The organism is Enterobacter cloacae complex sp. SHL012, from assembly GCF_049237505.1.
GTDB lineage: Bacteria > Pseudomonadota > Gammaproteobacteria > Enterobacterales > Enterobacteriaceae > Enterobacter > Enterobacter kobei.
Map to the genome: position 1 here is coordinate 506349 of NZ_JBMKIZ010000003.1, position 21755 is coordinate 528103.

At 58.4% G+C, this 21755-nt stretch carries 19 protein-coding genes; 9 read left to right on the forward strand and 10 right to left on the reverse strand.

Features of this window, described 5'->3' with window-relative positions; genetic code table 11:
* The first annotated feature begins 94 nt into the window (after positions 1 to 94).
* On the forward strand, positions 95 to 670 hold the full coding sequence (locus ACOTY9_RS13575; RefSeq protein ID WP_047027413.1) for a phage repressor protein CI: 576 nt from the start codon (positions 95 to 97) through the stop codon (positions 668 to 670).
* 193 nt (positions 671 to 863) lie between these two features.
* On the forward strand, positions 864 to 2033 hold the full coding sequence (locus ACOTY9_RS13580) for a DNA repair ATPase (RefSeq protein WP_014885298.1): 1170 nt from the start codon (positions 864 to 866) through the stop codon (positions 2031 to 2033).
* Here ACOTY9_RS13580 and ACOTY9_RS13585 read toward each other — a convergent pair whose 3' ends face one another.
* On the reverse strand, positions 2034 to 2798 hold the full coding sequence (locus tag ACOTY9_RS13585; RefSeq protein ID WP_023331344.1) for a siderophore-interacting protein: 765 nt from the start codon (positions 2796 to 2798) through the stop codon (positions 2034 to 2036). It lies immediately after the preceding gene.
* A 147-nt stretch (positions 2799 to 2945) separates the two neighbouring features.
* Here ACOTY9_RS13585 and ACOTY9_RS13590 point away from each other — a divergent pair, with 147 nt between their 5' ends.
* A complete protein-coding gene (locus ACOTY9_RS13590) occupies positions 2946 to 3440 on the forward strand; it encodes a PadR family transcriptional regulator (protein WP_179121218.1) in 495 nt (164 codons plus the stop codon).
* Here ACOTY9_RS13590 and ACOTY9_RS13595 read toward each other — a convergent pair.
* Positions 3437 to 4996, reverse strand: coding sequence for a methyl-accepting chemotaxis protein (locus ACOTY9_RS13595; protein WP_176260252.1), 1560 nt, complete (start codon positions 4994 to 4996; stop codon positions 3437 to 3439). The two genes, ACOTY9_RS13590 and ACOTY9_RS13595, sit on opposite strands and share 4 nt — an antisense overlap.
* 336 nt (positions 4997 to 5332) lie before the next feature.
* Entirely contained in the window at positions 5333 to 6853 is a 1521-nt protein-coding gene (locus ACOTY9_RS13600; RefSeq protein WP_014885302.1) for a methyl-accepting chemotaxis protein, read from the reverse strand.
* Between the two features lie 435 nt (positions 6854 to 7288).
* Between ACOTY9_RS13600 and ygjG the strand changes: the two genes are divergently transcribed.
* Entirely contained in the window at positions 7289 to 8668 is a 1380-nt protein-coding gene (ygjG, locus tag ACOTY9_RS13605) for a putrescine aminotransferase (protein ID WP_023337828.1), read from the forward strand.
* A gap of 72 nt (positions 8669 to 8740) precedes the next feature.
* On the opposite strand, the gene ACOTY9_RS13610 is transcribed toward ygjG, so the two are convergent.
* Positions 8741 to 9343, reverse strand: a complete 603-nt coding sequence (locus ACOTY9_RS13610; RefSeq protein WP_014885304.1) for a helix-turn-helix domain-containing protein — start codon at positions 9341 to 9343, stop codon at positions 8741 to 8743.
* 42 nt (positions 9344 to 9385) lie between these two features.
* On the opposite strand from ACOTY9_RS13610, the gene ACOTY9_RS13615 reads away from it, so the two are divergent.
* Both ACOTY9_RS13615 and ACOTY9_RS13620 read left to right on the forward strand, forming a co-directional pair.
* Complete coding sequence (locus ACOTY9_RS13615) at positions 9386 to 10072, forward strand: B3/4 domain-containing protein (RefSeq protein WP_047344552.1); 687 nt, start codon at positions 9386 to 9388, stop codon at positions 10070 to 10072.
* 12 nt (positions 10073 to 10084) lie between these two features.
* Positions 10085 to 10933 (forward strand): dihydrodipicolinate synthase family protein, encoded by an 849-nt coding sequence (locus ACOTY9_RS13620; RefSeq protein ID WP_023331349.1) that lies wholly within the window; start codon positions 10085 to 10087, stop codon positions 10931 to 10933.
* Positions 10934 to 10988: 55 nt separating this feature from the next.
* On the opposite strand, the gene lsrG is transcribed toward ACOTY9_RS13620, so the two are convergent.
* Genes lsrG through lsrA form a run of 6 tightly spaced genes read right to left on the reverse strand, consistent with a single transcriptional unit; the run spans position 10989 to position 16674 of the window.
* Positions 10989 to 11282, reverse strand: coding sequence for a (4S)-4-hydroxy-5-phosphonooxypentane-2,3-dione isomerase (gene lsrG, locus ACOTY9_RS13625; RefSeq protein ID WP_023331350.1), 294 nt, complete (start codon positions 11280 to 11282; stop codon positions 10989 to 10991).
* The gene (lsrF, locus tag ACOTY9_RS13630; RefSeq protein ID WP_283945157.1) at positions 11279 to 12166 is read right to left on the reverse strand and encodes a 3-hydroxy-5-phosphonooxypentane-2,4-dione thiolase; all 888 of its coding nucleotides are present in this window, start codon (positions 12164 to 12166) and stop codon (positions 11279 to 11281) included. Before lsrF ends, lsrG begins: the two co-directional genes overlap by 4 nt.
* Before the next feature lie 11 nt (positions 12167 to 12177).
* Positions 12178 to 13179, reverse strand: a complete 1002-nt coding sequence (gene lsrB, locus ACOTY9_RS13635) for an autoinducer 2 ABC transporter substrate-binding protein LsrB (RefSeq protein WP_014885310.1) — start codon at positions 13177 to 13179, stop codon at positions 12178 to 12180.
* A gap of 1 nt (position 13180) precedes the next feature.
* Positions 13181 to 14158 carry an autoinducer 2 ABC transporter permease LsrD gene (gene lsrD / locus ACOTY9_RS13640; RefSeq protein WP_045134798.1) on the reverse strand — a complete coding sequence of 326 codons (978 nt, stop codon included), beginning with the start codon at positions 14156 to 14158 and terminating at the stop codon, positions 13181 to 13183.
* Positions 14159 to 15190: an autoinducer 2 ABC transporter permease LsrC gene (gene lsrC / locus ACOTY9_RS13645; protein ID WP_032635481.1), complete on the reverse strand. Its 1032-nt coding sequence runs from the start codon at positions 15188 to 15190 to the stop codon at positions 14159 to 14161.
* Positions 15187 to 16674 (reverse strand): autoinducer 2 ABC transporter ATP-binding protein LsrA, encoded by a 1488-nt coding sequence (gene lsrA, locus ACOTY9_RS13650; protein ID WP_050861463.1) that lies wholly within the window; start codon positions 16672 to 16674, stop codon positions 15187 to 15189. The genes lsrC and lsrA overlap by 4 nt, the downstream gene beginning before the upstream one ends.
* A 215-nt stretch (positions 16675 to 16889) precedes the next feature.
* Here lsrA and lsrR point away from each other — a divergent pair, with 215 nt between their 5' ends.
* From lsrR to ACOTY9_RS13665, 3 genes are all read left to right on the forward strand, one after another.
* Positions 16890 to 17858: a transcriptional regulator LsrR gene (lsrR, locus tag ACOTY9_RS13655; protein WP_023338807.1), complete on the forward strand. Its 969-nt coding sequence runs from the start codon at positions 16890 to 16892 to the stop codon at positions 17856 to 17858.
* Between the two features lie 34 nt (positions 17859 to 17892).
* On the forward strand, positions 17893 to 19473 hold the full coding sequence (gene lsrK, locus ACOTY9_RS13660) for an autoinducer-2 kinase (protein ID WP_047625402.1): 1581 nt from the start codon (positions 17893 to 17895) through the stop codon (positions 19471 to 19473).
* A 185-nt stretch (positions 19474 to 19658) separates the two neighbouring features.
* Positions 19659 to 21680 carry an NADPH-dependent 2,4-dienoyl-CoA reductase gene (locus ACOTY9_RS13665; RefSeq protein WP_023338808.1) on the forward strand — a complete coding sequence of 674 codons (2022 nt, stop codon included), beginning with the start codon at positions 19659 to 19661 and terminating at the stop codon, positions 21678 to 21680.
* Positions 21681 to 21755: the final 75 nt, after the last annotated feature.

The window sequence follows — 21755 nt, forward strand, 5'->3', positions numbered from 1 at the left end:
AGCCTCTGTTTGCCAACGTCTGCTGCTGATTGCTCGAATTTGCAATGATATTAATACCCAAATGAGTATTAGTAAACACTCAAAGGAATATATTTTGATCTTAGATTCTCAAGTGAATAATGAAGAGTTACTCGATAGAATCTGTCAGGTATATGGTTTCACGCAGAAAATTCAGCTGGCACGCCACTTTAATATCGCCGCCAGTTCGCTTCAGAACCGCTACGCACGCGGTACCATCTCTTACGACTTTGCGGTTCAGTGCGTGCTGGATACCGGCGCCAGCCTTCGCTGGCTGATGACCGGACAAGGTGCGCAATTTGAAGGTAACCCCGCGCCGGGCGATCCTGTGTCAGTATCCACATTCACACTCAGTGATGGAAGACTGGAAGAAAATACCACTTTGAGTATTGATTCTACTTTCTTTAGTAAACCACTGGCGCGCGGCATCGCCGTCCGGGCGGAAGGTAAGCTGCACTTTATCGAGAAAGAGGCGTCGTTAACCGACGGCGTGTGGCTGGTTGAGATTGAAGGCACCGCCAGCATCCGCGACTTAACGCTGCTTCCGGGTAAAAAACTCCACGTGGCGGGCGGCAAAGTGCCCTTTGAATGCGGTATCGACGAGATAAAAACGGTGGGTCGCGTGGTGGGTATTTACAGCGAGGTGAGCTGAGGGCGGTTAGTAAACATTCGCCGCCAATGGGGGCGCTCGCTTGCGGGCAGGACACGGATAAAGTGAGCGCGACACAACCACTCATTAAAGAAATCCCCCATCGCGCCGATCATCATCCGTGTGTATTATTTCCTGTAGCGTTGCCCACAACTACCCTTAACTCAAATACTTAAGCGCCAAAGCGAAAGGCATCATGAGCACACCGATCAAACGGCTAGAAATCATTAAAAATGCCATTGAACTGGAAGATGACGACATCATCCAGAGCCAGCTGACACGGCTGAAGAATGAAGCGTTTGACGATGAGCTACAGGCAATCGTCGTGGCGCTTGAGCAGAAGAACTACACCGCCGCCATCAGGGCCATTACCGCCTGGCTGCAAGGCCAGCGCGCCATCACCCCGTGGCGCGACCCGCAAGTGGCAGCCAGCAAGCTGGAGCTGAAGGCGCTGGAAGAGCGTCTGCGCGATCTCATCGATCGCCGCAACGCGCGGGTGCAGCAGCTTGATGAGTTCAACGATCTCTATTTCTCCCGTCTGGGTCCCCTGATGCAGCAGATCCTCGCTCTGCGTAAAACCCTGGCGGAGCTGAACCTGCGTCGTCAGCAGGCGGAGGCGCGTCGTCGCGAGGAAGATTACCGTCGCTGCCAGCGCTATATGGCGCAGGCGGTAGAGGTGCTGGCGACGCTCACCCAGCGCTGGCGCGATCTGCCAGCCGACTCCGTGCAGGCGGCTGAAGCGCGCAAGCATCTGGAGCAGCAAAGTAATTTGATTGCTAATTTGCTGGCCGAGGCGCTGGAGCTGGAGAGCGGCTTAACGCGCGAAGAGGAGCCTGCTCGCCAGGCGCGTGACGAAGCCAACGAAGAGTACGAGAAGTATCGCGAGCAACATCACGATGTCGAAATGCGGCTGCGCAAAGGGAAGCTCCTCTCTGAAGAAGATCAGAACGAACTCAAGCGTCTCTGGCGACAGGCGAGCAAACTCTGTCATCCGGACCTGGTGGCGGACGACCTGAAAGAGGAAGCCAACGCGATGATGGTGCAGCTCAACCAGGCCAAACAGCGTGGCGACGTCAAGGCTATTCGCTCGCTGGTCGCCCGCCTGCAGCAGGGCTTCGAGCCGCTGATGGCCAGCGACAGGCTGAACGATCTGGAACGTATCCGCAAAAAAATGGCGCAGGTACGCGAGCAAATCGACACCTTAGTGAACGAGCTGGCGGAGCTGGAGAAAGAAGAGTCCTGGCTGCTGGTGTCGTCGCTGAGCAATATGGAGGCGTACTTTGCTCAGCAGGAGAAAGCCCTGCACGAGGTTCGCGCCTCGCTCGAACACCAGGTGAACGAAGCGCAAATGGATTCAGCAGCCTGATTATTTAGCGTGCCAGTAGGCGCTGGCACGCACCAACTGTTGATCAATCGCGTCAGTGTCAAACTGACGGCTCAGGCTTTTTACTACCTTTCCTTCCCCGGTCAGCCAGATAAAGTACTCTTCCGCCGGAACGGTCAACGCCGCCAGACGATCCGCCACCGCCTGCTCGCTGTGGCCCACTACCCAGGTGATGTCGACGTCGCTCAGGTGCGCCAGATAGTCCTTATATGCGTCGTTCCCGACCGTTACTACCGCGTGAATTTCTGGGCGAACCGGCAGTTTAGCAAGACTCTCTAAGCGTCGACGTAGCGCAGGCATACCGGATTCATCACACACGTACAGTTGCCAGGCGTAATCTTCCGGCACCACCAGCGAACCGCGCGGCCCACCAATGGTCAACGTGTCCCCCGCTTTCGCCTCAACCGCCCAGTTGCTGGCAATGCCGCCGTCATGAATGAAGAAATCGAGCACCAGTTCATGGCGAGACTCATCATACAGCGGCGTATAGTCGCGCGTCTGCGGACGCACGCCGTCGCCCCAGTCGATGCCTTCATCAGTCACCACGGGTGGCACAAACACCGCCCCCGGTGCCGGGAAAAAGACTTTGGTGTGGTCGTCGAAGCCGCGGGAGCTAAACCCCTCCAGCGCCTCGCCACCTAATACAACGCGCTGGAAACCCGCGCTCACGCGTTCCACGCGGAGCACCGTCAGCTCGCGAAAACGCAGGTCATTACGAACACGCTGTGGGTAACGGGTAGATGCCATTTTTAGCCCCTTCTCTGATGAATACGATATATCTAAATTAATTTTTAAATGATAATGATTACTAATCAGTAAAAAAGCAAGATCTTTTAGATTGCATCTGAATATATCTTAGATATAGTTTAGATATATCAAATTGAAGGAATTACTATGCGACACGAACATGATGGCGGCGGACGCCGACCGCGCTTTTTCGGCCACGGCGATCTGCGGCTGGTGATTCTGGATATCCTGACCCGCAATGCGAGCCACGGCTATGAGCTGATCAAAGAGATTGAGAACCTGACCCAGGGTAATTACACCCCGAGCCCTGGGGTGATCTACCCGACGCTGGATTATCTGCAGGATCAGACCTTTATCACCATTACGGAAGAAGAGAACGGCAGAAAGCGAATTGCGATTACCGTGACGGGCCAGCAGTGGCTGGATGAGAACCAGGAACAGCTTGAGCACATACAGGCACGCATCAAAGCGCGTTCTGTCGGCTTCCAGCTGCGCAAAAAACCGCAGATGAAGCGGGCGCTGGATAACTTTAAAGCGGTGTTAGACCTGAAGGTGAATCAGGGAGAGCTCAGCGACGCGCAGCTTAAGCAGATTATCGGCGTCATTGACCGCGCGGCGCTCGAGATCTCCCAGTTGGATTAAGCCGGAGCGTGTTCGCTCACGCGGAAGACGCGTACCAGCTCTTTCAGGTGCATCGCCTGTTCGTTAAGCGATGCCGCCGCGGCGACGGACTCCTCCACCAGCGCGGAGTTCTGCTGGGTGGTGGCATCAATCAGGCCAATCGCGCTGTTAATCTGCGAGATCCCTTCCGTCTGCTCATGGCTGGCCTGGCGGATCTCACGCAGGATGACGTCCATCTCTTCCACGTTGCCCACCATCCCGTTGATCAGTGCGCTCGCTTTTTCCACCAGGTTCATGCCGTCCTGGGTCTGACTGGTGGAGCTCTCAATCAGCTCACGGATTTCGCTGGCCGACGACGCGCTCTTCTGGGCAAGCTGGCGCACCTCACCGGCCACCACCGCAAAGCCACGACCGTGCTCACCGGCGCGCGCTGCTTCCACGGCCGCGTTCAGCGCCAGAATGTTGGTCTGGAAAGCAATGGCGTCGATCAGGTCGATAATGTCGGACATCCGGTTCGACGTCTCGTTAATCAGGCGCATTTTGCTGGTCACCTGCTTCATCATCTCACCGTTGTTTTTGACCACCGTGGCAGCATCTGCCGAGAGGTTGGTCGCTTCGCCAGTGTGCGAGGCGGTGTTTTTCACCGTCGCGGTGATCTGCTCCATCGAGGCTGCTGTCTGTTCAACGGAACTTGCCTGCTCTTCCGTGCGCGCGGCGAGATCCTGGTTACCCGCAACGATCTGCGCGGCTGCGCTGGAGATATTCTCCGAGCCGGTTTGCACCTGCTGCACAATGTCCAGCAGACGGTTTTTCATCTCCATCAACGCATGCAGCAGTAAGCCCGTTTCGTCTTTGCCGTGCGGCGTGATGCTGCCCGTCAGATCGCCCTCTGAAATGGCCTTCGCAAAATTCACCGCCTCGCCGAGCGGACGGGTGATAGTGCGCACGATAAACCAGCCGATCAGGCTGCCTGCCGCGACGCTAAAGAGGGTGATGAGGATCAGCAGCAGTCGGTTAGACCTGAAATCCCCTTCTACCTGCGCGCCTGCACTCTGCATCTCGCTGTTTTGAATGGCAATCAGCTCCTTCACCTTCGCTTTATAAGCCTGCTGCACGGCAAGGGTGGTGGTCATCATCTCTTGAATGGCACCCGCACGATTGTTGTTCTGCACCGCCTGCAGGATGCGATAGCGCGAGTCCAGATACTGCTGGCGCACGCTGCGGATATCTGCCAGCACCTGCTGAGACTTTTCATCCTGCAACGCGTTGTTCAGCTCGCCCAGGATCACCGTGATGTGCTCGCTGATCTCTTTCAGGTGCTGCTGAGATTGCCCCGTGTAAGTGCCCTGCTCGTCCAGCAGCATCAGCTGTTGAGTGCTAATAAATTCCTGGAAGTTATCGATTAACTGGTTCGCTTTTACCGTGGTCGGATAATCACGGGTAATAATGGATTGCATCCCATTATTTGCCCGGTTCAGACTCAGCAGAGACAGGCTCGCGCTGATTGCCATCAGGACAATAAAGAAACCAAACGCCAGAAATAATTTCGTGCCGATCTTTACGTCATGTAAGAACATATTTACTCCATCGATGTGATTATTTCTCAGACGATCGCTGTTATCGGTAACGAATTCGCTAACTTTATGACTTTGATCGTTTTTTTATTTCATAACCATCACAATGGATAGGCAGAGGCTATTGATTTCGTCTCATCGATCGTTACCAGACCACCAGAAGCGTGTTTTGCAAAACAGCATCATGGAAAACTGACTTAGGCAGGAATAAATAACTGAGGAACTTTTTTTAGTTATTTAATATTATATTAACAATAAAGCACATTAATAGTCACAAGCAGCCATAAAAAAGCCGTTTATTCCTTACGGAATAAACGGCTTTTCCGGAACTTTACTGACTCAATGGAGCACGGTTACCGCATCCTTCAGACGCCCGGCACGGTGTTTCACCATGGCAGAAATGTGCGCGCTCTCCTCGACCAGGTCGGCATTTTTCTGCGTGATGCTGTCCAGCTCGGCCACCGCACGGGTTAATTCTGAGAGCCCGGTGGCCTGCTCGGAGGTGGAGTGACTGATCTGAGCGATAAGCTGCGTCACGTTTTTCACCTGCTCGACAATGTCATCCATCGTGCGGCCGGCGGCGTGCACCTGCTCGGAGCCGGACTGCACTTTGCTGGCGCTGGCATCGATGAGTTTACGAATATCGTTAGCCGCACTGGCGCTGCGGCTGGCGAGATGGCGGACTTCGCCCGCGACCACGGCAAACCCTTTCCCCTGCTCACCCGCCCGTGCCGCTTCAACTGCCGCATTGAGCGCCAGGATATTGGTCTGGAAAGCGATGTCGTTTATCAGGGAGGTAATCGAGCCAATTCGCTGCGTGCTGTCGGCGATGTCATCCATGGTTTTGACCACGGTCTGCATCGCATTGCCGCCCTTCGTCGCCGCACTGCTCGCGGCAACGGAGAGTTTATCCACCTCGGCGGCAGTTTCAGAGTTGCTCTGCACGGACGCGGCCATCTGGTTCATCGTTGCGACGGTCTGCTGCACATTCGCTACCGTCTGACGCGTACGATCGTTCAGATCTTCATTACCCCGGGCCAGCCTGTCGCTGCCGTCACGCACGCTCACCACCTGGCTCGAGACGTCGTTGATCAACCAGCGGCACATCAGCCCAAGCTGGCCTATCGCGCGCAGGGTCAGTCCCAGCTCGTCACTGCGGTTCAGATGCTGCACGCTGTTGCGCTCCCCGGTAGCCACCCTCAGCGCCTGTCGCGCCACGTTTTCGACCGGACGCACAATCTGTTGCTCAAACAGCAGCGTCCCCAGCAGCATGACCACCGCAGCCGCAACGAGCGGCATCCACCCTGCGGAGGTGGCGATCAGCGTGGCGGCGAGGACGGCAAAAAGCACCGCCATTACGCTACGCACCCGCCAGCGCAGCGGCATGGCCGGCAGTTTACCCAGCCAGCCCTTTCCCACCACCAGTCCTTTATGAATACGTTTCTTACAGCTGCCGTCATTCAGCGCGCGGTAGAGCGGCTCCACGGTGGCTATCTCTTCCGCCGTGGCTTTGGTGCGGATCGACATATAGCCCGTCACCTTCCCGTGACGCACCATTGGCACCGCATTCGCGCGCACCCAGTAGTGGTCACCGTTTTTGCGCCGATTTTTGACAATCCCGCTCCACGGTTCCCCCTGTTGCAGGGTGTACCACATATCGGCAAAGGCGGCTTTTGGCATATCAGGGTGGCGCACCATATTGTGCGGCTGGCCCGTCAGCTCATCAAGCGGGTAACCGCTCACCTGCACAAACGTGTCGTTGGCGTGAGTAATGTAGCTGTGGATGTCTGTGGTAGACATTAAGGTGGTGTCATCGTCCAGAGGATATTCATTCTGGGTGACATAGGTTGGAGAGGACATTGTGAGCATCCCTTGCAGGTTATTTGAATGTTAAATTTGTGGGTAATTGTTTTTTCGGCGGTAACCAATTTATCTTTAGTTGTTAAACTTGATGGAGATCGCAGATTTCACTTAAACCGCACTTTTTGTGAGAATTTATAATTCATTGATTTGAAATACTTTCTATTTGAAATTACCTGCAAAGCATGACCTGTTAACGCCCGCTTAAGTGGCATGCAGTGCACTCCTTTCGTGCAATTGCGCTTTTATGCCCCGTCCTGCACGTGCTGTGCCTTATCGCTAAATCCCGTTTCGGTTGTATCGGCATGATTAAATATTGTGCAACATTATTTTAACCTGGCGTTTATCCCGATTTTCGTTAAGTCCTCTGAAGTGGCGTAATCCCTGCAATACTTAAACCAGTATCATGTGATACGCGATCCCCGGGAGCATATTTTGAACAGGTTACCTTCCAGCGCCTCGGCTCTTGCCTGTACCGCGCACGCATTGAATCTCATAGAGAAGCAAACGCTCGATCATGAGGAGATGAAACAACTTAACCGAGAGGTCATCGATTACTTTAAAGAGCACGTCAATCCAGGATTTCTGGAGTATCGCAAATCTGTTACCGCCGGCGGGGATTACGGAGCCGTAGAGTGGCAAGCGGGAAGTCTGAACACGCTTGTCGACACCCAGGGACAGGAGTTTATCGATTGCCTTGGTGGTTTTGGTATCTTCAACGTGGGGCACCGTAATCCAGTTGTGGTTTCCGCCGTACAGAATCAACTTGCGAAACAACCTCTCCATAGCCAGGAACTGCTCGACCCGCTTCGCGCCATGCTCGCGAAAACGCTGGCGGCCTTAACGCCCGGCAAACTGAAATACAGCTTCTTTAGTAACAGCGGCACGGAATCGGTCGAAGCGGCGATTAAACTCGCCAAAGCGTACCAGTCGCCGCGTGGGAAATTCACCTTCATTGCCACCAGCGGCGCGTTCCACGGTAAATCCCTGGGCGCACTGTCGGCGACCGCTAAATCCACCTTCCGCAAGCCGTTTATGCCGCTGCTGCCGGGCTTCCGCCACGTGCCGTTCGGCGACATTAACGCCATGCGCACCGCGCTGAGTGAATGCCGTAAAACCGGCGATGACGTGGCGGCGGTGATACTGGAGCCGATTCAGGGCGAAGGCGGCGTGATCCTGCCTCCGCAGGGCTATTTGCCTGCCGTGCGTCAGCTGTGCGATGAGTTTGGCGCCCTGCTGATCCTCGACGAAGTCCAGACCGGGATGGGACGCACCGGCAAGATGTTTGCCTGCGAGCACGAGAACGTTCAGCCAGACATTCTGTGTCTGGCGAAAGCGCTCGGCGGCGGCGTGATGCCGATTGGTGCTACGGTAGCCACCGAGGAGGTATTCTCGGTGCTGTTCGACAACCCGTTCCTGCATACCACGACCTTTGGCGGTAACCCGCTGGCCTGTGCGGCCGCGCTGGCGACCATCAACGTGCTGCTGGAACAAAACCTGCCTGCGCAGGCAGAGCAGAAAGGCGACATGCTGCTGGATGGCTTCCGCCAGCTGGGCCGGGAATATCCGGATCTGGTGCAGGATGCACGCGGCAGAGGGTTATTGATGGCGATTGAGTTTGTCGACAACGAAATCGGCTATAGCTTCGCGAGCGAGATGTTCCGCCAGCGGGTACTGGTGGCCGGAACGCTCAACAACTCGAAAACCATCCGTATTGAACCGCCGCTGACGCTGACGATTGAGCAGTGCGAGCAGGTGCTGAAAGCGGCACGTAAAGCGCTGGCAGCACTGCGTGTGAGCGTGGAAGAGGCGTAAAAAGCGCCGGGTGACGCTACGCTTACCCGGCCTAAGCAAGCCCGGTAAGCGTTAGCGCCACCGGGCAGTTTTTTACCGGTGAAACTCCGCCACCGTCATGGTGAAGCGAAGCACGGTATCGCCTTCATTCCCGTAGCCGTGCGCCATTTCGGTTTTGGCGACCGCCGACGCGCCAGCCTCAACCTGCGTCACCGTCTCGCCCACCGTCAGCGACAATACCCCCTCGTTCACGTGTAGCAGTTCACATGTGCCTGCCGGGTGCCCCGGTGAAGAGAAGTGTTCCCCCGGCTGCATCTCCCACTGCCACAGTTCAATCATGTCCGGGCCAGCGGTACCCGCCAGTAATCTGGCAGAACCGCCCTTTGCGCCCTGCCACAGAACCGGGATGGCCTGTTTTTCAATAACATGCACGACTGGTTCGCTGGAGACGTTAACAATATCCGCCACGGAAACGCCCAGCGCGGCAGCCAGTTTGCACAGGATAGCGATACTGGGATTTGCGGCCCCCTTTTCGATTTCCACCAGCATGCCTTTGCTGACGCTGGCGCGGCGGGATAGCTCATCCAGCGACAATTTTTTATCTTTACGCCAGTTGCGGATGCGGTTCGCCACGGCCAGGCTTACCTGGGCAACATCGGCCCCCTGCTCAGTCATTATATTGACTTTATCAGTCATTGGTCACTACCATGGTATAAAACAGTCAATACAGGATTATTTATGTCTCTCGTTACGCCGTCAATAGACCCGCGTCTTGCCGGGATTGCCCCGGGCTTTCGGGCGCTGAGCATTCTGGTTGAAGCCGCACAGATTACCCATCCAGAAGTTGCCCCCGCCGCGCTGACGCAGGCTTGCCAGCAGGTGTTGAATGATGATGTACCGTGGGCACAAGCGCATCTCGCTGCATGGGATGAGGTATTTAAAAACTTTGGCGCGAAGCCAAAACGTACCCCCTGCTCAGCCTCCGCACTGCGAAAGCGGGTGCTTAAAGACGGTTCGCTACCTTCACTCGACCCGGTGGTGGACATCTATAATGCGGTCAGTATTCGCTACGCCATTCCGTTAGGGGGCGAGAATCTCGCGGCCTATTCCGGTGCGCCGCGCCTGACGCTGGCCGAGGGCAATGAACCCTTTGACACCCTGAAAGAGGGCCAGCCGGTGGTGGAATACCCGGATGCTGGCGAGGTCATCTGGCGCGACGATATGGGCGTCACCTGTCGTCGCTGGAACTGGCGACAAGGGATACGCACCCGTCTTGATAGCCAGGCGCAGACCATGTGGTTTATTCTCGAAAGTCTGCCAACGATGCCGTCAGGTGCGCTCGAAGAAGCGGGCGAGGAGCTGGTCAGCAATCTGCAACGATTAATGCCAGGCGCAACGGCTCAGGTTCAACTGCTGGAACTGTAAGAGGACAACACGATGTTTCACGGGTTAAGTGCGTTTCCGTTAACGCCCCTGAAAGAGGGGAAGTTTGACGAGCAGGCCTTTATCAACCTGCTGCGCCCCCTGATCGACGCGGGGGTGGATTCGCTGGGTATTCTGGGTTCAACGGGCAGCTATGCCTACCTCACGGTTGAGGAGCGCACGCATATTACCCGCTGCGCGGTGGAACATGCCAATGACATTCCGGTCATGGTCAGTATTGGCGCACTGAGGCTGGATGACATTCTGCGTCTGGCTGAGCACGCGCAGAAGGCGGGAGCATCCAGCGTGCTGATGGCACCGGTGTCGTACCAGCGTTTGACGACGGACGAGGTCTATTCGCTATATGAGACGGTAACTCGCCAGCTCTCCGTCCCGCTGTGCGTTTATGATAATCCCGCCACCACCGGGTTTGAGTTTAGCGACGAGCTGATGTTTGCCGTGGCGGCGCTGCCCAATATTGGCTCGGTGAAAATGGGCCACATGCCGGAGGATGTGTCGCAGGTGCGGGCGCGTCTTCCGAAGACGGTCACGCTGGGGATAAGCGGCGACTGGCGGGCAGCATCCGCCCTGCAGGCCGGGTTTGACGTCTGGTATTCCGTCGTCGGCGGGCTGTTCCCTCAGGCGGCACTGGCAATTGCGCACTCGAAGGACAGCATGGAATCAGAACGTCTGGAGCCACTGTGGGCGCTGTTCCGCCGTTACGGCAGCGTGCGGGTGATGGCAGCGGCAGCCGAGATGATGGGAAAAGTGGAGGCACCGGCGCTCCCCTTCCCACTGCAGGCGATTCAGGGCGAGCCGCGCGAGGCGCTTGCTGCGATCCTGGCGGATCTGAAGCTGGCCTGAAAAATGCCGGGTGGCGCTAGCGCTTACCCGGCCTACAAAGCCTTCACTACGTTTTCTACTCCGGCAACAACCCCACAAAACTGCGTTTTTTGCGCGGCTCCGACATCAGGTCCTCAAGCTTATCCACGCACGCCAGATAGTGCGGCGTCTGCTTATGCGCCAGCACCGCCGCTTCGTCTTTATAAGCTTCGTAGATAAAGAACCGGGTTTTCACCCTCGGATCCTGCAGAACGTCAAAACGCAGGTTTCCCGGCTCCTTAATCGCCCCTTCATGGTTGGCGCGAAACACCGTCAGAAACTCGTCCACCCGCTCGGGTTTGATGTTGATCTCCACTAACGTCACGTTCATTTTGCTTCTCCCTGTTTCTCTTCCTGCCAGAACTGGAACGCTTCACGGGCGCTCATGTTCTCGTGAACCACTTTTTTCACTGCCTTCAGCATGGCGAGCGGCGCGCTGGACTGGAAAATATTGCGCCCCATGTCCACACCGGATGCGCCCTGGTCAATCGCGCGCCAGCACATCTCCAGCGCCTCGTGCTCCGGCAGCTTTTTGCCGCCGGCGATGACGATCGGCACCGGGCAGCTGGCGGTGACTTTTTCAAAGCCCTCATCCACATAATAGGTTTTGACGAACTGCGCCCCCATTTCGGCGGCAATGCGGCTGGCAAGTGAGAAATACCGCGCGTCGCGCGCCATCTCTTTCCCCACTCCTGTCACCGCGAGGGTTGGCATGCCGAAGCGGGCACCGGCGTCGACAAGCTTGATGATGTTGTTGATCGACTGATGCTCGAACTCGCTGCCAATGTAGACCTGTGCTGCGACCGCGCAGACGTTCAGCCGGAGCGCATCTTCCATTGCCACCGCCACGCACTCGTTGGACAATTCGCCCAGAATTGAGTTACCGCCGGAGGCACGCAGCACAACCGGTTTGTTGGTGGCCGCAGGCACGGTGCTCCGCAGGATACCGCGGGTACACATCAGCACATCGGTTTCGCCAAACAGCGGCGCGATGGAGAGATCGATACGCTCAAGGCCGGTGGTCGGCCCCTGGAAATAACCGTGGTCAAAGGCCAGCATCACCGTGCGGTTGCTTTGCGGGTTGAAGATGCGCGAAAGCCTGGACTGCATCCCCCAGTCCAGCGAACCACAGCCCTTCAGGGTAAACGGCACATTTTGCTGTGGCGTGCCGATGCCAAAATCCTTCCCGTCTTTGATGTCGTCTAAATCAGCCATTTGTTCCCCCGTCAGAAATCGTATTTGTTGATGTTCTCTTTAGTGAACACCACGCGTTCCGGCAGCAGCACGATGCCGTTACCTTTCGCCTCATACTGGTAGCCCTGCACGCTGTTCGGTTCGACCTTCAGCGTACCGATCTCTTTCACGTCCACGCTGTCGCCAACGTTAAGATCGCCTTTTTTCAGTAAACGATCGGCGACATTGACCGCAATTTTGCCCTGTTGCACCACGTCCCACAGGCCGAAGGCTTTTACCGTGCCGCGCTCCACGTATGGACGCATGACGTTTGGCGTGCTGAACCCGACAATCGCCACCCCTTCCCGCTTCAGGTTTTCTGCTGCCTGCGCAGCGGCAGGCAGGGCGTTGGCATCCGGGGCGATGATCGCATCCAGATCCGGATACGCTTTTAAGATCCCCTCGGCGGTTTGCAGGGATTTGGTGGCATCGTTATAGCCAAACTGAGTGGTCACGATCTGCCACTGAGGATGATCTTTCTCGATTTTAGCCTTCGCCTCTTTCACCCACTGGTTCTGGTCGGTGACCGTTGGGCTGGAGTAGAAGAATGCCACTTTGGCATTCGGTTTGGTGACCTGCTTGCCCGCCATCTCCACCAGCAGGCCGCCGAGCTGTTCCGGCGTCCCCTGGTTGATATATATGCTGCGGCACTCCGGTTTGGTGTCGGAATCCCAGGTCAGCACTTTGACGCCGCGCTGCATCGCGCGTTTTAAGGCCGGGCAGAGGCCGTCCGGCGACACGGCAGAGACGATAATCGCGTTGTAGCCCTGGTTAACGAAGTTGTTGATGAGCTGCACCTGGCCGGAAACGCTCGGCTCGGTTGGACCGTCATAGGTGACGTCCACCCCGAGGTCTTTCCCCGCCTCTTTCGCACCGTTGCCGCCGCTGGTGAAGAAGCCAACCCCCACCAGTTTCGGGATAAAGGCAATCCGATCCGCCGCCTGCGCCGAGGCGAAGCTGAGGGCCATTGCCAGGACTATCAGTTTTGTTTTCATCTTACGCTCCGGAAAGTTTTCTAAAGAGAGAACGCACCCATTCGCGGTGCAGACTCAGCGAACGCCCCATCACCACCACAACCAGCAGCGCTCCTGAAAGCGCGCTCGATACCTGGTTGGGGATGCCGACCATCTGTAAACCCTGTTGCAGGTACCCCACCAGCAGCGCCGCCAGCGCCGTACCGACAACCGAACCTGACCCGCCGTAGATATTCGCCCCGCCGAGTACGGCGGCGGTGAGCGCAGGCATCAGCAAATCGCGCCCCAGATCTGACCGCGCGGAACCGAAATAGGAGACCATGACCAGCGCGGCAATGGCCGAGGCCACGCCCACCAGACCGTACAGCGCGTAGGGCATACCGTTAACCGACAGCGCCGCATAGCGTGCCGCACGCGGGTTCTGGCCAATCAAAAACAGATGACGGCCAAAGCGCCCGCGGTGGGTAATCAGCCAGAAGAAAACGGTAATCACAGCGAACAGCACCAGCGGGAGCGGCAGGCCAACGACCGTGAGATTCGCGAACGCGGTAAAGCTGTCCGGGAAGCCGCCGATGCCCTCATAGCCTGTCGCCCCCGCCATGCCGGAAAGCAGCAACGCCCCGCCACCGTAGAGATAGAGCGTGCCGAGGGTAATCACCAGTGGACTGATGCCGGTGTAGTGGATCAGCGCCGCATTCACCAGCCCGCACAGCAGGCCGAGCAGCAGCGTCAGCGGAATGGCCACCGCCATCGGCCACCCGGCCTGCATCATCACCCCCAGCGCGATGGCGCACAGGCCGATGGTCGAACCCAGCGAGATGTCGATCCCGCCGCTGATAATGACAAGCGTGAGCGGCAGCGCCACGATACCGATACAGATGAAGTCGCTGGTGCTGAACAGCAGCATATTGATGTCGAGCATGCGCGGGTTAATGGCGCCAAAGAGCAGGATCTCCAGCACCAGCAAAACCAGCAGCGCGCTTTCCCAGTTAAGCTTCATTTACGCCACCTCTTTTTTGCGTTTGGGAAAGGGAGTGACGTGCTTTCCCCCTCTGTGACCTGGCTGGAAGCGGCCGTATTTCAGCGCCCGCTGATGGCGCGCCAGCGCCTGACGCAGCCGCCCGTCGAGCACCAGTACGCCCAGCAGCACCAGCCCGGCGATAAAGTCATTCCACCAGGCTGGCAGCCTGAACAGCACCAGTACGGTGTCGATTTGGGTGAGGAAGAAAGCCCCAAGCAAGGCACCGATCAGCGTGCCGGTGCCGCCCAGCAGAGAGATCCCCCCGAGCACGCAGGCGGCGATGGCCTTCATCTCCAGCCCGCTGCCGGTCTGGTTGGGGACAAAACCAATTTGCGCGGCAAAGACAATCCCTGCGCAGGCCGCCAGCATGCCGTTCAGGGTAAAGGCGAGCATGCGGGTGCGGTTCACCGCTACGCCCAGCTGACGCGCGGCGGCGAGGTTATCCCCCACCGCGTAGAAATCACGGCCGAACGCGGTACGCGACAGCGTCCACGCGCCCGCGGCTGCGATAATTAACACCACCATACCGAGTGGCGACATGCCGATGGCAAGCGGTTCAGAGAGAGATTTCAGCCCCGGCGGCAACCCTTCAATCCACTTCCCGCCCGTCCAGAGCAGCATCGCCCCGCGATACAGCCCCAACGTGCCGAGGGTGGCGACAATCGCCGGGATGCGCAGCCCCACCACCAGCACGCCGTTGAACGCCCCGGCCAGTGCGCCAATCGACAGTGCGAAGAGGATGGAAACGGGCAGGCTGTAGCCGCCATTGAGCGCCACGCCGACGGCGATTGCCGACAGCCCAACGGTCGAGCCCACCGAGACGTCAATATTGCGGGTCAGCATGACCAGCGCGGCACCGATGGCCAGCAGGATCAGGATCTGGGCACTGGCGAAGATCATCCCCAGCGTTTGCAGGCTGAAGTAAGACGGGTTCAGCACCACCAGCACGGCAAACAGTGCCAGAATGGCGAGAAACGCGCTCAACTCACGGTTCTTTAATAAGGTCTTCATGATTGCCCTCCGAACGCCAGCGCCATCATCCTGTCGAGGCTAACGGCATGGCGCGGCAGCTCACCGCTGAGTACGCCCTGATGCATCACCAGCACGCGATCGGCAAGGCCCGGGAACTCATCGAGATCGCTTGAGATCATCAGTACCGCGACGTTCTGCGCGGCCACGCTTTTGATGAGCTGGTAGATATCGGCGCGCGCGGAGACGTCCACGCCACGCGTCGGTTCATCAACAATAAGGAGTAAAGGATTGGCCTCCAGACAGCGCGCCAGCAGTACCTTCTGCTGGTTGCCGCCGGAGAGCGTACGCACGGTTTGATCCGCATGGTTGAGCTTAATCCCGAGCGCACGGTGATAGCGCTCTACCACCGCCGACTCCCGCTTGCGCTGCTGCCAGAGAGACGGCTCGTTCAGCACCACGGTGTTCCAGCGGATCGGCGCGTCGAGGAACAGGCCGGAAACCTGCCTGTCTTCCGGCAGGTAAACCAGCCCTTTTTCCAGACGTGAACCAGGCGGCTCGGCAGTGATTTCCTGATTCTCCAGCCAGACCCGCCCCCCGCGCACCGGGCGCAGGCCGTAAAGCGTTTCGGCAAACTCGGTGCGCCCGGATCCCACCAGCCCGGCCAGGCCGACGATCTCACCGGCGAAGATCTCAAGACTCAGATCGATAAACCCCTCCCCGGTGAGATCCTCCACGCGCAGCACCGGGAAATCCTGCGGCTGGGTGCGGCGGTTGCCCGGCAACGCCAGCCACAGCTTTTGCGTCTCGCTCAGAGATTTTTCCCGACTCACTGGCGTCATGGCGGCAATCAGGGCGTTATCGTCAAACTGCGCGGTTTCACCGCTCAGCACCACTGCACCGTCGCGCATCACCGAGATGTGGCTCGAAAGCAGGCGAATTTCCGGCAGCTTATGCGAGATAAAAACAATGCCGACGCCAAGCGCCTGCAACGCGCGGATCTGGCGGAACAGGCGTTCGGTTTCGCCGGGCGTGAGCGAGGCGGTGGGTTCGTCGAGGATCAGGATCCTGGCGTTGCGCATTAGTCCGCGGAGGATCTCTACCATCTGCTGATCCGCCACTTCCAGTGTGCTGGCGGTGGCATCAAGGTTAAGCTGGCATTGCAGCTGCTGGAGCTTATCGGCCAGGCGCGGTTCCAGATCCCGTTCACGGGGCAGGCGAAAGAGGATGTTTTCCCGCACCGTCAGGTTGGGGAACAGCAGCGGCTCCTGCGGTACCAGATAAATGCCGAGCTTATGCGCCTGCGCTGGCGTAAGCCGTGCAAAAGACTCCCCCGCAACCGAAAGTTCACCGCTGTCGGGCGTTTCAACTCCGGCGATGATCTTCATCAGCGTCGATTTTCCCGCGCCGTTCCCGCCCATCAGGGCGTGTACCTGGCCCGCGAGCAGCGTGAAATCAATGCCTTTTAACACCGGCACGCCCGAGAACTGCTTGCTGATCCCCCGCGCTTCAATAAGTGGTGTCATCATCGCTCCGCTATTGAACAAATGATTTTTAGATTTAATAATGTTCAAAAGCGTAGACGGTGAACTATATTTACAACCGTGCAGGGATCACAGTTTTATTGATTAAGATCCAGATAAAACAGAAACCCGCTTAAAGATCCGTTTTGTCGCGTGGCTCACATTTTCCCTTCGCGTCATCACGAACATATGATCTAAATTTTTATAAGAGTTCAATTATGAGCGATAAACGCACTGCGGAAGAAGGACGGTTTGCCGGGCTGGCGCTGGCGGAAGAGGAGCTGGTGGCGCGCGTGGCCTGGTGCTATTACCACGACGGGCTGACCCAGAACGACATCGGTGAGCGACTCGGGCTGCCGCGTTTGAAGATCTCCCGTCTGCTGGAGAAAGGCCGCCAGTCCGGGGTGATCCGCGTGCAGATCAACTCCCGTTACGAGGGCTGTCTGGCGCTGGAAACCGAACTACAGCAGCGCTTTGGGCTGAAGCTGGTGCGCGTGATGCCCGCCCTGAATACGCCGCCGATGAACGTGCGGCTGGGCATTGGCGCGGCGCAGTCGCTAATGGGCGTGCTGGAGCCCGGCCAGCTGTTGGCGGTGGGATTTGGTGAAACGACCATGAGCAGCCTGCAGCACCTGAGCGGCTTTATCAGCTCGCAGCAGATCCGCCTGGTGACGCTCTCCGGCGGCGTCGGGCCGTATATGACCGGTATCGGCCAGCTGGACGCGGCCTGCAGCGTCAGCATGATCCCCGCCCCGCTGCGCGTGTCATCCGCCTCCGTTGCCGGGATCTTAAAACGTGAAACCAGCGTGCGGGACGTGATCCTCGCCGCCACCGCCGCCGACGTGGCGGTGGTTGGCATTGGTTCGGTGAACCAGCGCCGTGACGCCACGATACTGCGCTCCGGCTATATCAGCGAAGGTGAACAGCTGATGTACGCCCGCAAAGGCGCAGTCGGCGACATTCTCGGTTATTTCCTTAATGCCGAGGGGGAATGCGTTGAGGAGCTGGAGATCCATAAAGAATTACTCGGCGTCACGCTCGATGAACTGGCGCAACTGCCCACCATCGTTGGCGTGGCCGGCGGGGAAGAGAAAGCCGATGCGATTTATGCCGCACTTAAGGGTCGCCGTATCAATGGCCTGGTGACGGAGGAGACGACAGCCCGCGCGGTGCTGGCCCTGACGTAACGGGGATGCCCTGCGCTAACAACGAGGCAAGCTCATGAGTTACCTTTTAGCGTTAGATGCAGGGACCGGCAGCGTTCGCGCCGTGATTTTCGATTTACAGGGCAGCCAGATTGCCGTCGGTCAGGCCGAGTGGAAGCACCTGAGCGTGGAGAACGTACCGGGATCGATGGAGTTCGATCTCGACACCAACTGGCGGCTGACCTGCCAGTGCATTCATCAGGCGCTGGAGCGTGCGCACCTGACCGCGGCGGATATCCAGTCCGTTGCCTGCTGCTCCATGCGCGAAGGGATTGTGCTGTACGACCGCAACGGCGAGGCCATCTGGGCCTGCGCCAACGTCGACGCCCGCGCCAGCCGCGAGGTGGCCGAGCTCAAAGAGATCCACGACAACCGCTTTGAATCCGAAGTGTATGACGTCTCCGGGCAAACTCTCGCCCTGAGCGCCATGCCGCGCCTTCTGTGGCTGGCGCACCATCGCCCCGACATCTACCGCAAGGCCGCGACCATCACCATGATCAGCGACTGGCTGGCGGCGAAGCTTTCCGGCGAGCTGGCGGTGGATCCCTCCAATGCGGGCACCACGGGCATGCTCGATCTCTTTTCCCGCGACTGGCGTCCGGCGCTGCTCGACATGGCCGGGCTGCGCGCCGATATTCTCTCCCCGGTGAAAGAGACCGGCAGCGTACTGGGAGCCATTACCCATGAAGCCGCGCAGCAAAGCGGCCTGCGCGAAGGCACGCCGGTGGTAATGGGCGGTGGCGATGTACAGCTGGGCTGCCTGGGGCTGGGCGTGGTCCGCGCCGGACAAACGGCGGTGCTGGGCGGCACCTTCTGGCAGCAGGTGGTGAACCTGCCGCAGGTGCGCACCGATCCCGATATGAATATCCGCGTGAACCCGCACGTCATCCCCGGCATGGCCCAGGCGGAGTCGATCAGCTTCTTCACCGGGCTGACCATGCGCTGGTTCCGCGACGCCTTTTGCGCAGAAGAAAAGCTGATTGCCGGGCGGATGGGAGTGGACACCTATACCCTGCTGGAAGAGATGGCGAGCCGCGTGCCGGCAGGCTCCCATGGGGTGATGCCGATCTTCTCCGACGCGATGCATTTCAAGCAGTGGTACCACGCCGCGCCGTCGTTTATTAACCTCTCTATCGACCCGGAAAAGTGCAACAAAGCGACGCTGTTCCGTGCCCTGGAAGAGAATGCGGCAATCGTTTCGGCCTGCAACCTGGCGCAGATTTCGCGCTTCTCCGGCGTGACGTTTGAAAGTTTAGTTTTTGCGGGCGGAGGGGCAAAAGGCGCCCTGTGGAGTCAGATCTTAAGCGACGTCACCGGGTTGCCGGTACGCGTGCCGGAAGTGAAAGAGGCGACAGCGCTCGGCTGCGCGATTGCGGCAGGCGCAGGCGCGGGATTATTTGCAGATATGGCCTCAACGGGCGAGCGGCTGGTGAAGTGGAGCCGCGAGTTCACGCCAAATCCCCAGCATCGTGAGCTGTATGACGGCATGATGCAAAAATGGCAGGCGGTGTATGCCGACCAGCTTGGGCTGGTGGATAGCGGGCTGACCACATCGATGTGGCAGGCCCCGGGATTGGTACGGGCAGCGGCGCCGTAAAATACGCCGGATGGCGCTGCGCTTATTCGGCCTACGGTTTTGTAGCCCCGGTAAGCGCAGCGCCACCGGGGAAGTTCTTTGAGATCTATCACAATCATTCGATCCCGCTTTTACCTTTCCGCTGCCGCTGGCTAAATTAGTAACTCATCCGACCACATAACAATAATTTTACACTGGAAGAGACTATGAGCCGCTACCCGTCGTTGTTCGCCCCCCTGGATCTGGGGTTCACCACCCTTAAAAACCGCGTGTTAATGGGCTCGATGCACACTGGGCTGGAAGAGCGTCCGGACGGTGCCGAGCGTCTGGCGGCCTTCTACGCCGAGCGCGCGCGGCATGGCGTGGCGCTGATTGTCACCGGTGGCGTAGCACCTGCGTCTTCAGGCGTGACGATGGAAGGTGGCGCGGTGTTGAACGATGCGAGCCAGCTTGCACATCACCGTATCGTTACCGACGCGGTTCACAAAGAGGGCGGCAAAATCGCCCTGCAAATCCTGCACACCGGGCGCTACAGCTATCAGCCGAAACTGGTCGCGCCGTCGGCCATTCAGGCGCCGATTAACCGCTTCACACCGCATGCCCTCAGCCACGACGAGATCATAGCGCTGATTGACGACTTCGCCCGCTGCGCGGCGCTGGCGCGTGAAGCAGGTTATGACGGCGTCGAAGTTATGGGCTCAGAAGGTTATCTGATTAACGAATTCCTTGCCGCCCGCACTAACCAGCGCGAGGACGAATGGGGCGGCGACTATGTCCGCCGCATGCGCTTTGCCGTTGAAGTTGTGCGCGCGGTGCGCGAACGAACAGGAACAGATTTTATTATCATCTTCCGCCTGTCGATGCTCGACCTGGTGGAGGGCGGCGGGACGTTCGACGAAACCGTGCAGCTGGCGCAGGCGATTGAAGCCGCTGGTGCCACCCTCATTAACACCGGGATTGGCTGGCACGAAGCCCGTATTCCGACCATCGCCACACCGGTGCCGCGCGCGGCATTCAGCTGGGTGACGCGTAAGCTGAAAGGCAAAGTGTCTGTTCCGCTGGTCACCACCAACCGCATTAACGACCCGCAGGTGGCGGACGATGTGATATCGCGCGGCGATGCCGACATGGTGTCGATGGCGCGGCCGTTCCTTGCGGATGCCGAGCTGCTGTCCAAAGCGCAAAGCGGACGCGCGGATGAGATCAACACCTGCATCGGCTGTAACCAGGCCTGCCTGGATCAGATCTTCGTCGGCAAGGTGACCTCCTGCCTCGTCAACCCGAGAGCCTGCCACGAAACTAAAATGCCGGTCGTTCCGGCGGCCAGCATAAAACGCCTGGCCGTCGTGGGCGCAGGCCCGGCGGGCCTGGCGTTTGCAGTGAATGCCGCCTCGCGCGGCCACAGCGTGACGCTTTTTGACGCTGCAGGCGAGATTGGCGGGCAGTTTAATATCGCCAAACAGATCCCCGGCAAAGAGGAGTTCTACGAGACCCTGCGCTACTACCGCCGGATGATCGACCTGACGGGCGTCGAGCTCCGGCTCAATCAGTTTGTCAGCGCGGCGGATCTGATCGGTTTTGATGAGGTGATCCTGGCGAGCGGGATCGTACCGCGAACGCCTGCGATCGCAGGTATCGATCATCCAAAAGTGCTGAGCTATCTCGACGTATTGCGTGACAAAGTGCCGGTCGGGAAAAGCGTAGCGATTATCGGCTGCGGCGGAATTGGCTTTGATACCGCCATGTACTTAAGCCAGCCGGGTGAGGCTACCAGCCAGAACATTGCCGAGTTTTGCGTGGAATGGGGTATCGACACCAGCCTGAGCCAGTCCGGCGGCCTGCGTCCGGAAGGACCGCAATTGCCGAAAAGCCCTCGTCAGATTGTGATGCTGCAGCGTAAAGCCAGCAAGCCGGGCGAAGGACTGGGTAAAACCACGGGCTGGATCCACCGGGCAACCCTGCTTTCACGCGGGGTGAAGATGATCCCGGCGGTGAGCTACGAAAAGATCGACGACGAGGGTCTGCACGTTACGATCGGCGGTGAACCGCAGCTGTTGCGTGTGGATCATGTGATTTTGTGTGCCGGGCAGGAGCCGAGAAGGGATCTGGCGGATCCGCTGCGCGAAGCCGGAAGAACGGTGCATTTGATTGGCGGATGCGATGTGGCGATGGAGCTGGACGCACGGCGGGCGATTGCACAGGGGACGAAGCTGGCATTAGCGATTTGATTTCTTTCCCGGTGGCGCTGCGCTTACCGGGCCTACAAAACCGTAGGCCTGTGCAAGCGCAGCGCCGCCAGGCAA

Coding starts and splice junctions, on each gene's coding strand:
- ACOTY9_RS13580 (WP_014885298.1), top strand. CDS start 864: ATGAGCACACCGATCAAACGGCTAGAAATCATTAAAAATGCCATTGAA.
- ACOTY9_RS13585 (WP_023331344.1), bottom strand. CDS start 2,798: ATGGCATCTACCCGTTACCCACAGCGTGTTCGTAATGACCTGCGTTTT.
- ACOTY9_RS13590 (WP_179121218.1), top strand. CDS start 2,946: ATGCGACACGAACATGATGGCGGCGGACGCCGACCGCGCTTTTTCGGC.
- ACOTY9_RS13595 (WP_176260252.1), bottom strand. CDS start 4,996: ATGTTCTTACATGACGTAAAGATCGGCACGAAATTATTTCTGGCGTTT.
- ACOTY9_RS13600 (WP_014885302.1), bottom strand. CDS start 6,853: ATGTCCTCTCCAACCTATGTCACCCAGAATGAATATCCTCTGGACGAT.
- ACOTY9_RS13610 (WP_014885304.1), bottom strand. CDS start 9,343: ATGACTGATAAAGTCAATATAATGACTGAGCAGGGGGCCGATGTTGCC.
- ACOTY9_RS13615 (WP_047344552.1), top strand. CDS start 9,386: ATGTCTCTCGTTACGCCGTCAATAGACCCGCGTCTTGCCGGGATTGCC.
- ACOTY9_RS13620 (WP_023331349.1), top strand. CDS start 10,085: ATGTTTCACGGGTTAAGTGCGTTTCCGTTAACGCCCCTGAAAGAGGGG.
- lsrG (WP_023331350.1), bottom strand. CDS start 11,282: ATGAACGTGACGTTAGTGGAGATCAACATCAAACCCGAGCGGGTGGAC.
- lsrF (WP_283945157.1), bottom strand. CDS start 12,166: ATGGCTGATTTAGACGACATCAAAGACGGGAAGGATTTTGGCATCGGC.
- lsrB (WP_014885310.1), bottom strand. CDS start 13,179: ATGAAAACAAAACTGATAGTCCTGGCAATGGCCCTCAGCTTCGCCTCG.
- lsrD (WP_045134798.1), bottom strand. CDS start 14,158: ATGAAGCTTAACTGGGAAAGCGCGCTGCTGGTTTTGCTGGTGCTGGAG.
- lsrC (WP_032635481.1), bottom strand. CDS start 15,190: ATGAAGACCTTATTAAAGAACCGTGAGTTGAGCGCGTTTCTCGCCATT.
- lsrA (WP_050861463.1), bottom strand. CDS start 16,674: ATGACACCACTTATTGAAGCGCGGGGGATCAGCAAGCAGTTCTCGGGC.
- lsrR (WP_023338807.1), top strand. CDS start 16,890: ATGAGCGATAAACGCACTGCGGAAGAAGGACGGTTTGCCGGGCTGGCG.
- lsrK (WP_047625402.1), top strand. CDS start 17,893: ATGAGTTACCTTTTAGCGTTAGATGCAGGGACCGGCAGCGTTCGCGCC.
- ACOTY9_RS13665 (WP_023338808.1), top strand. CDS start 19,659: ATGAGCCGCTACCCGTCGTTGTTCGCCCCCCTGGATCTGGGGTTCACC.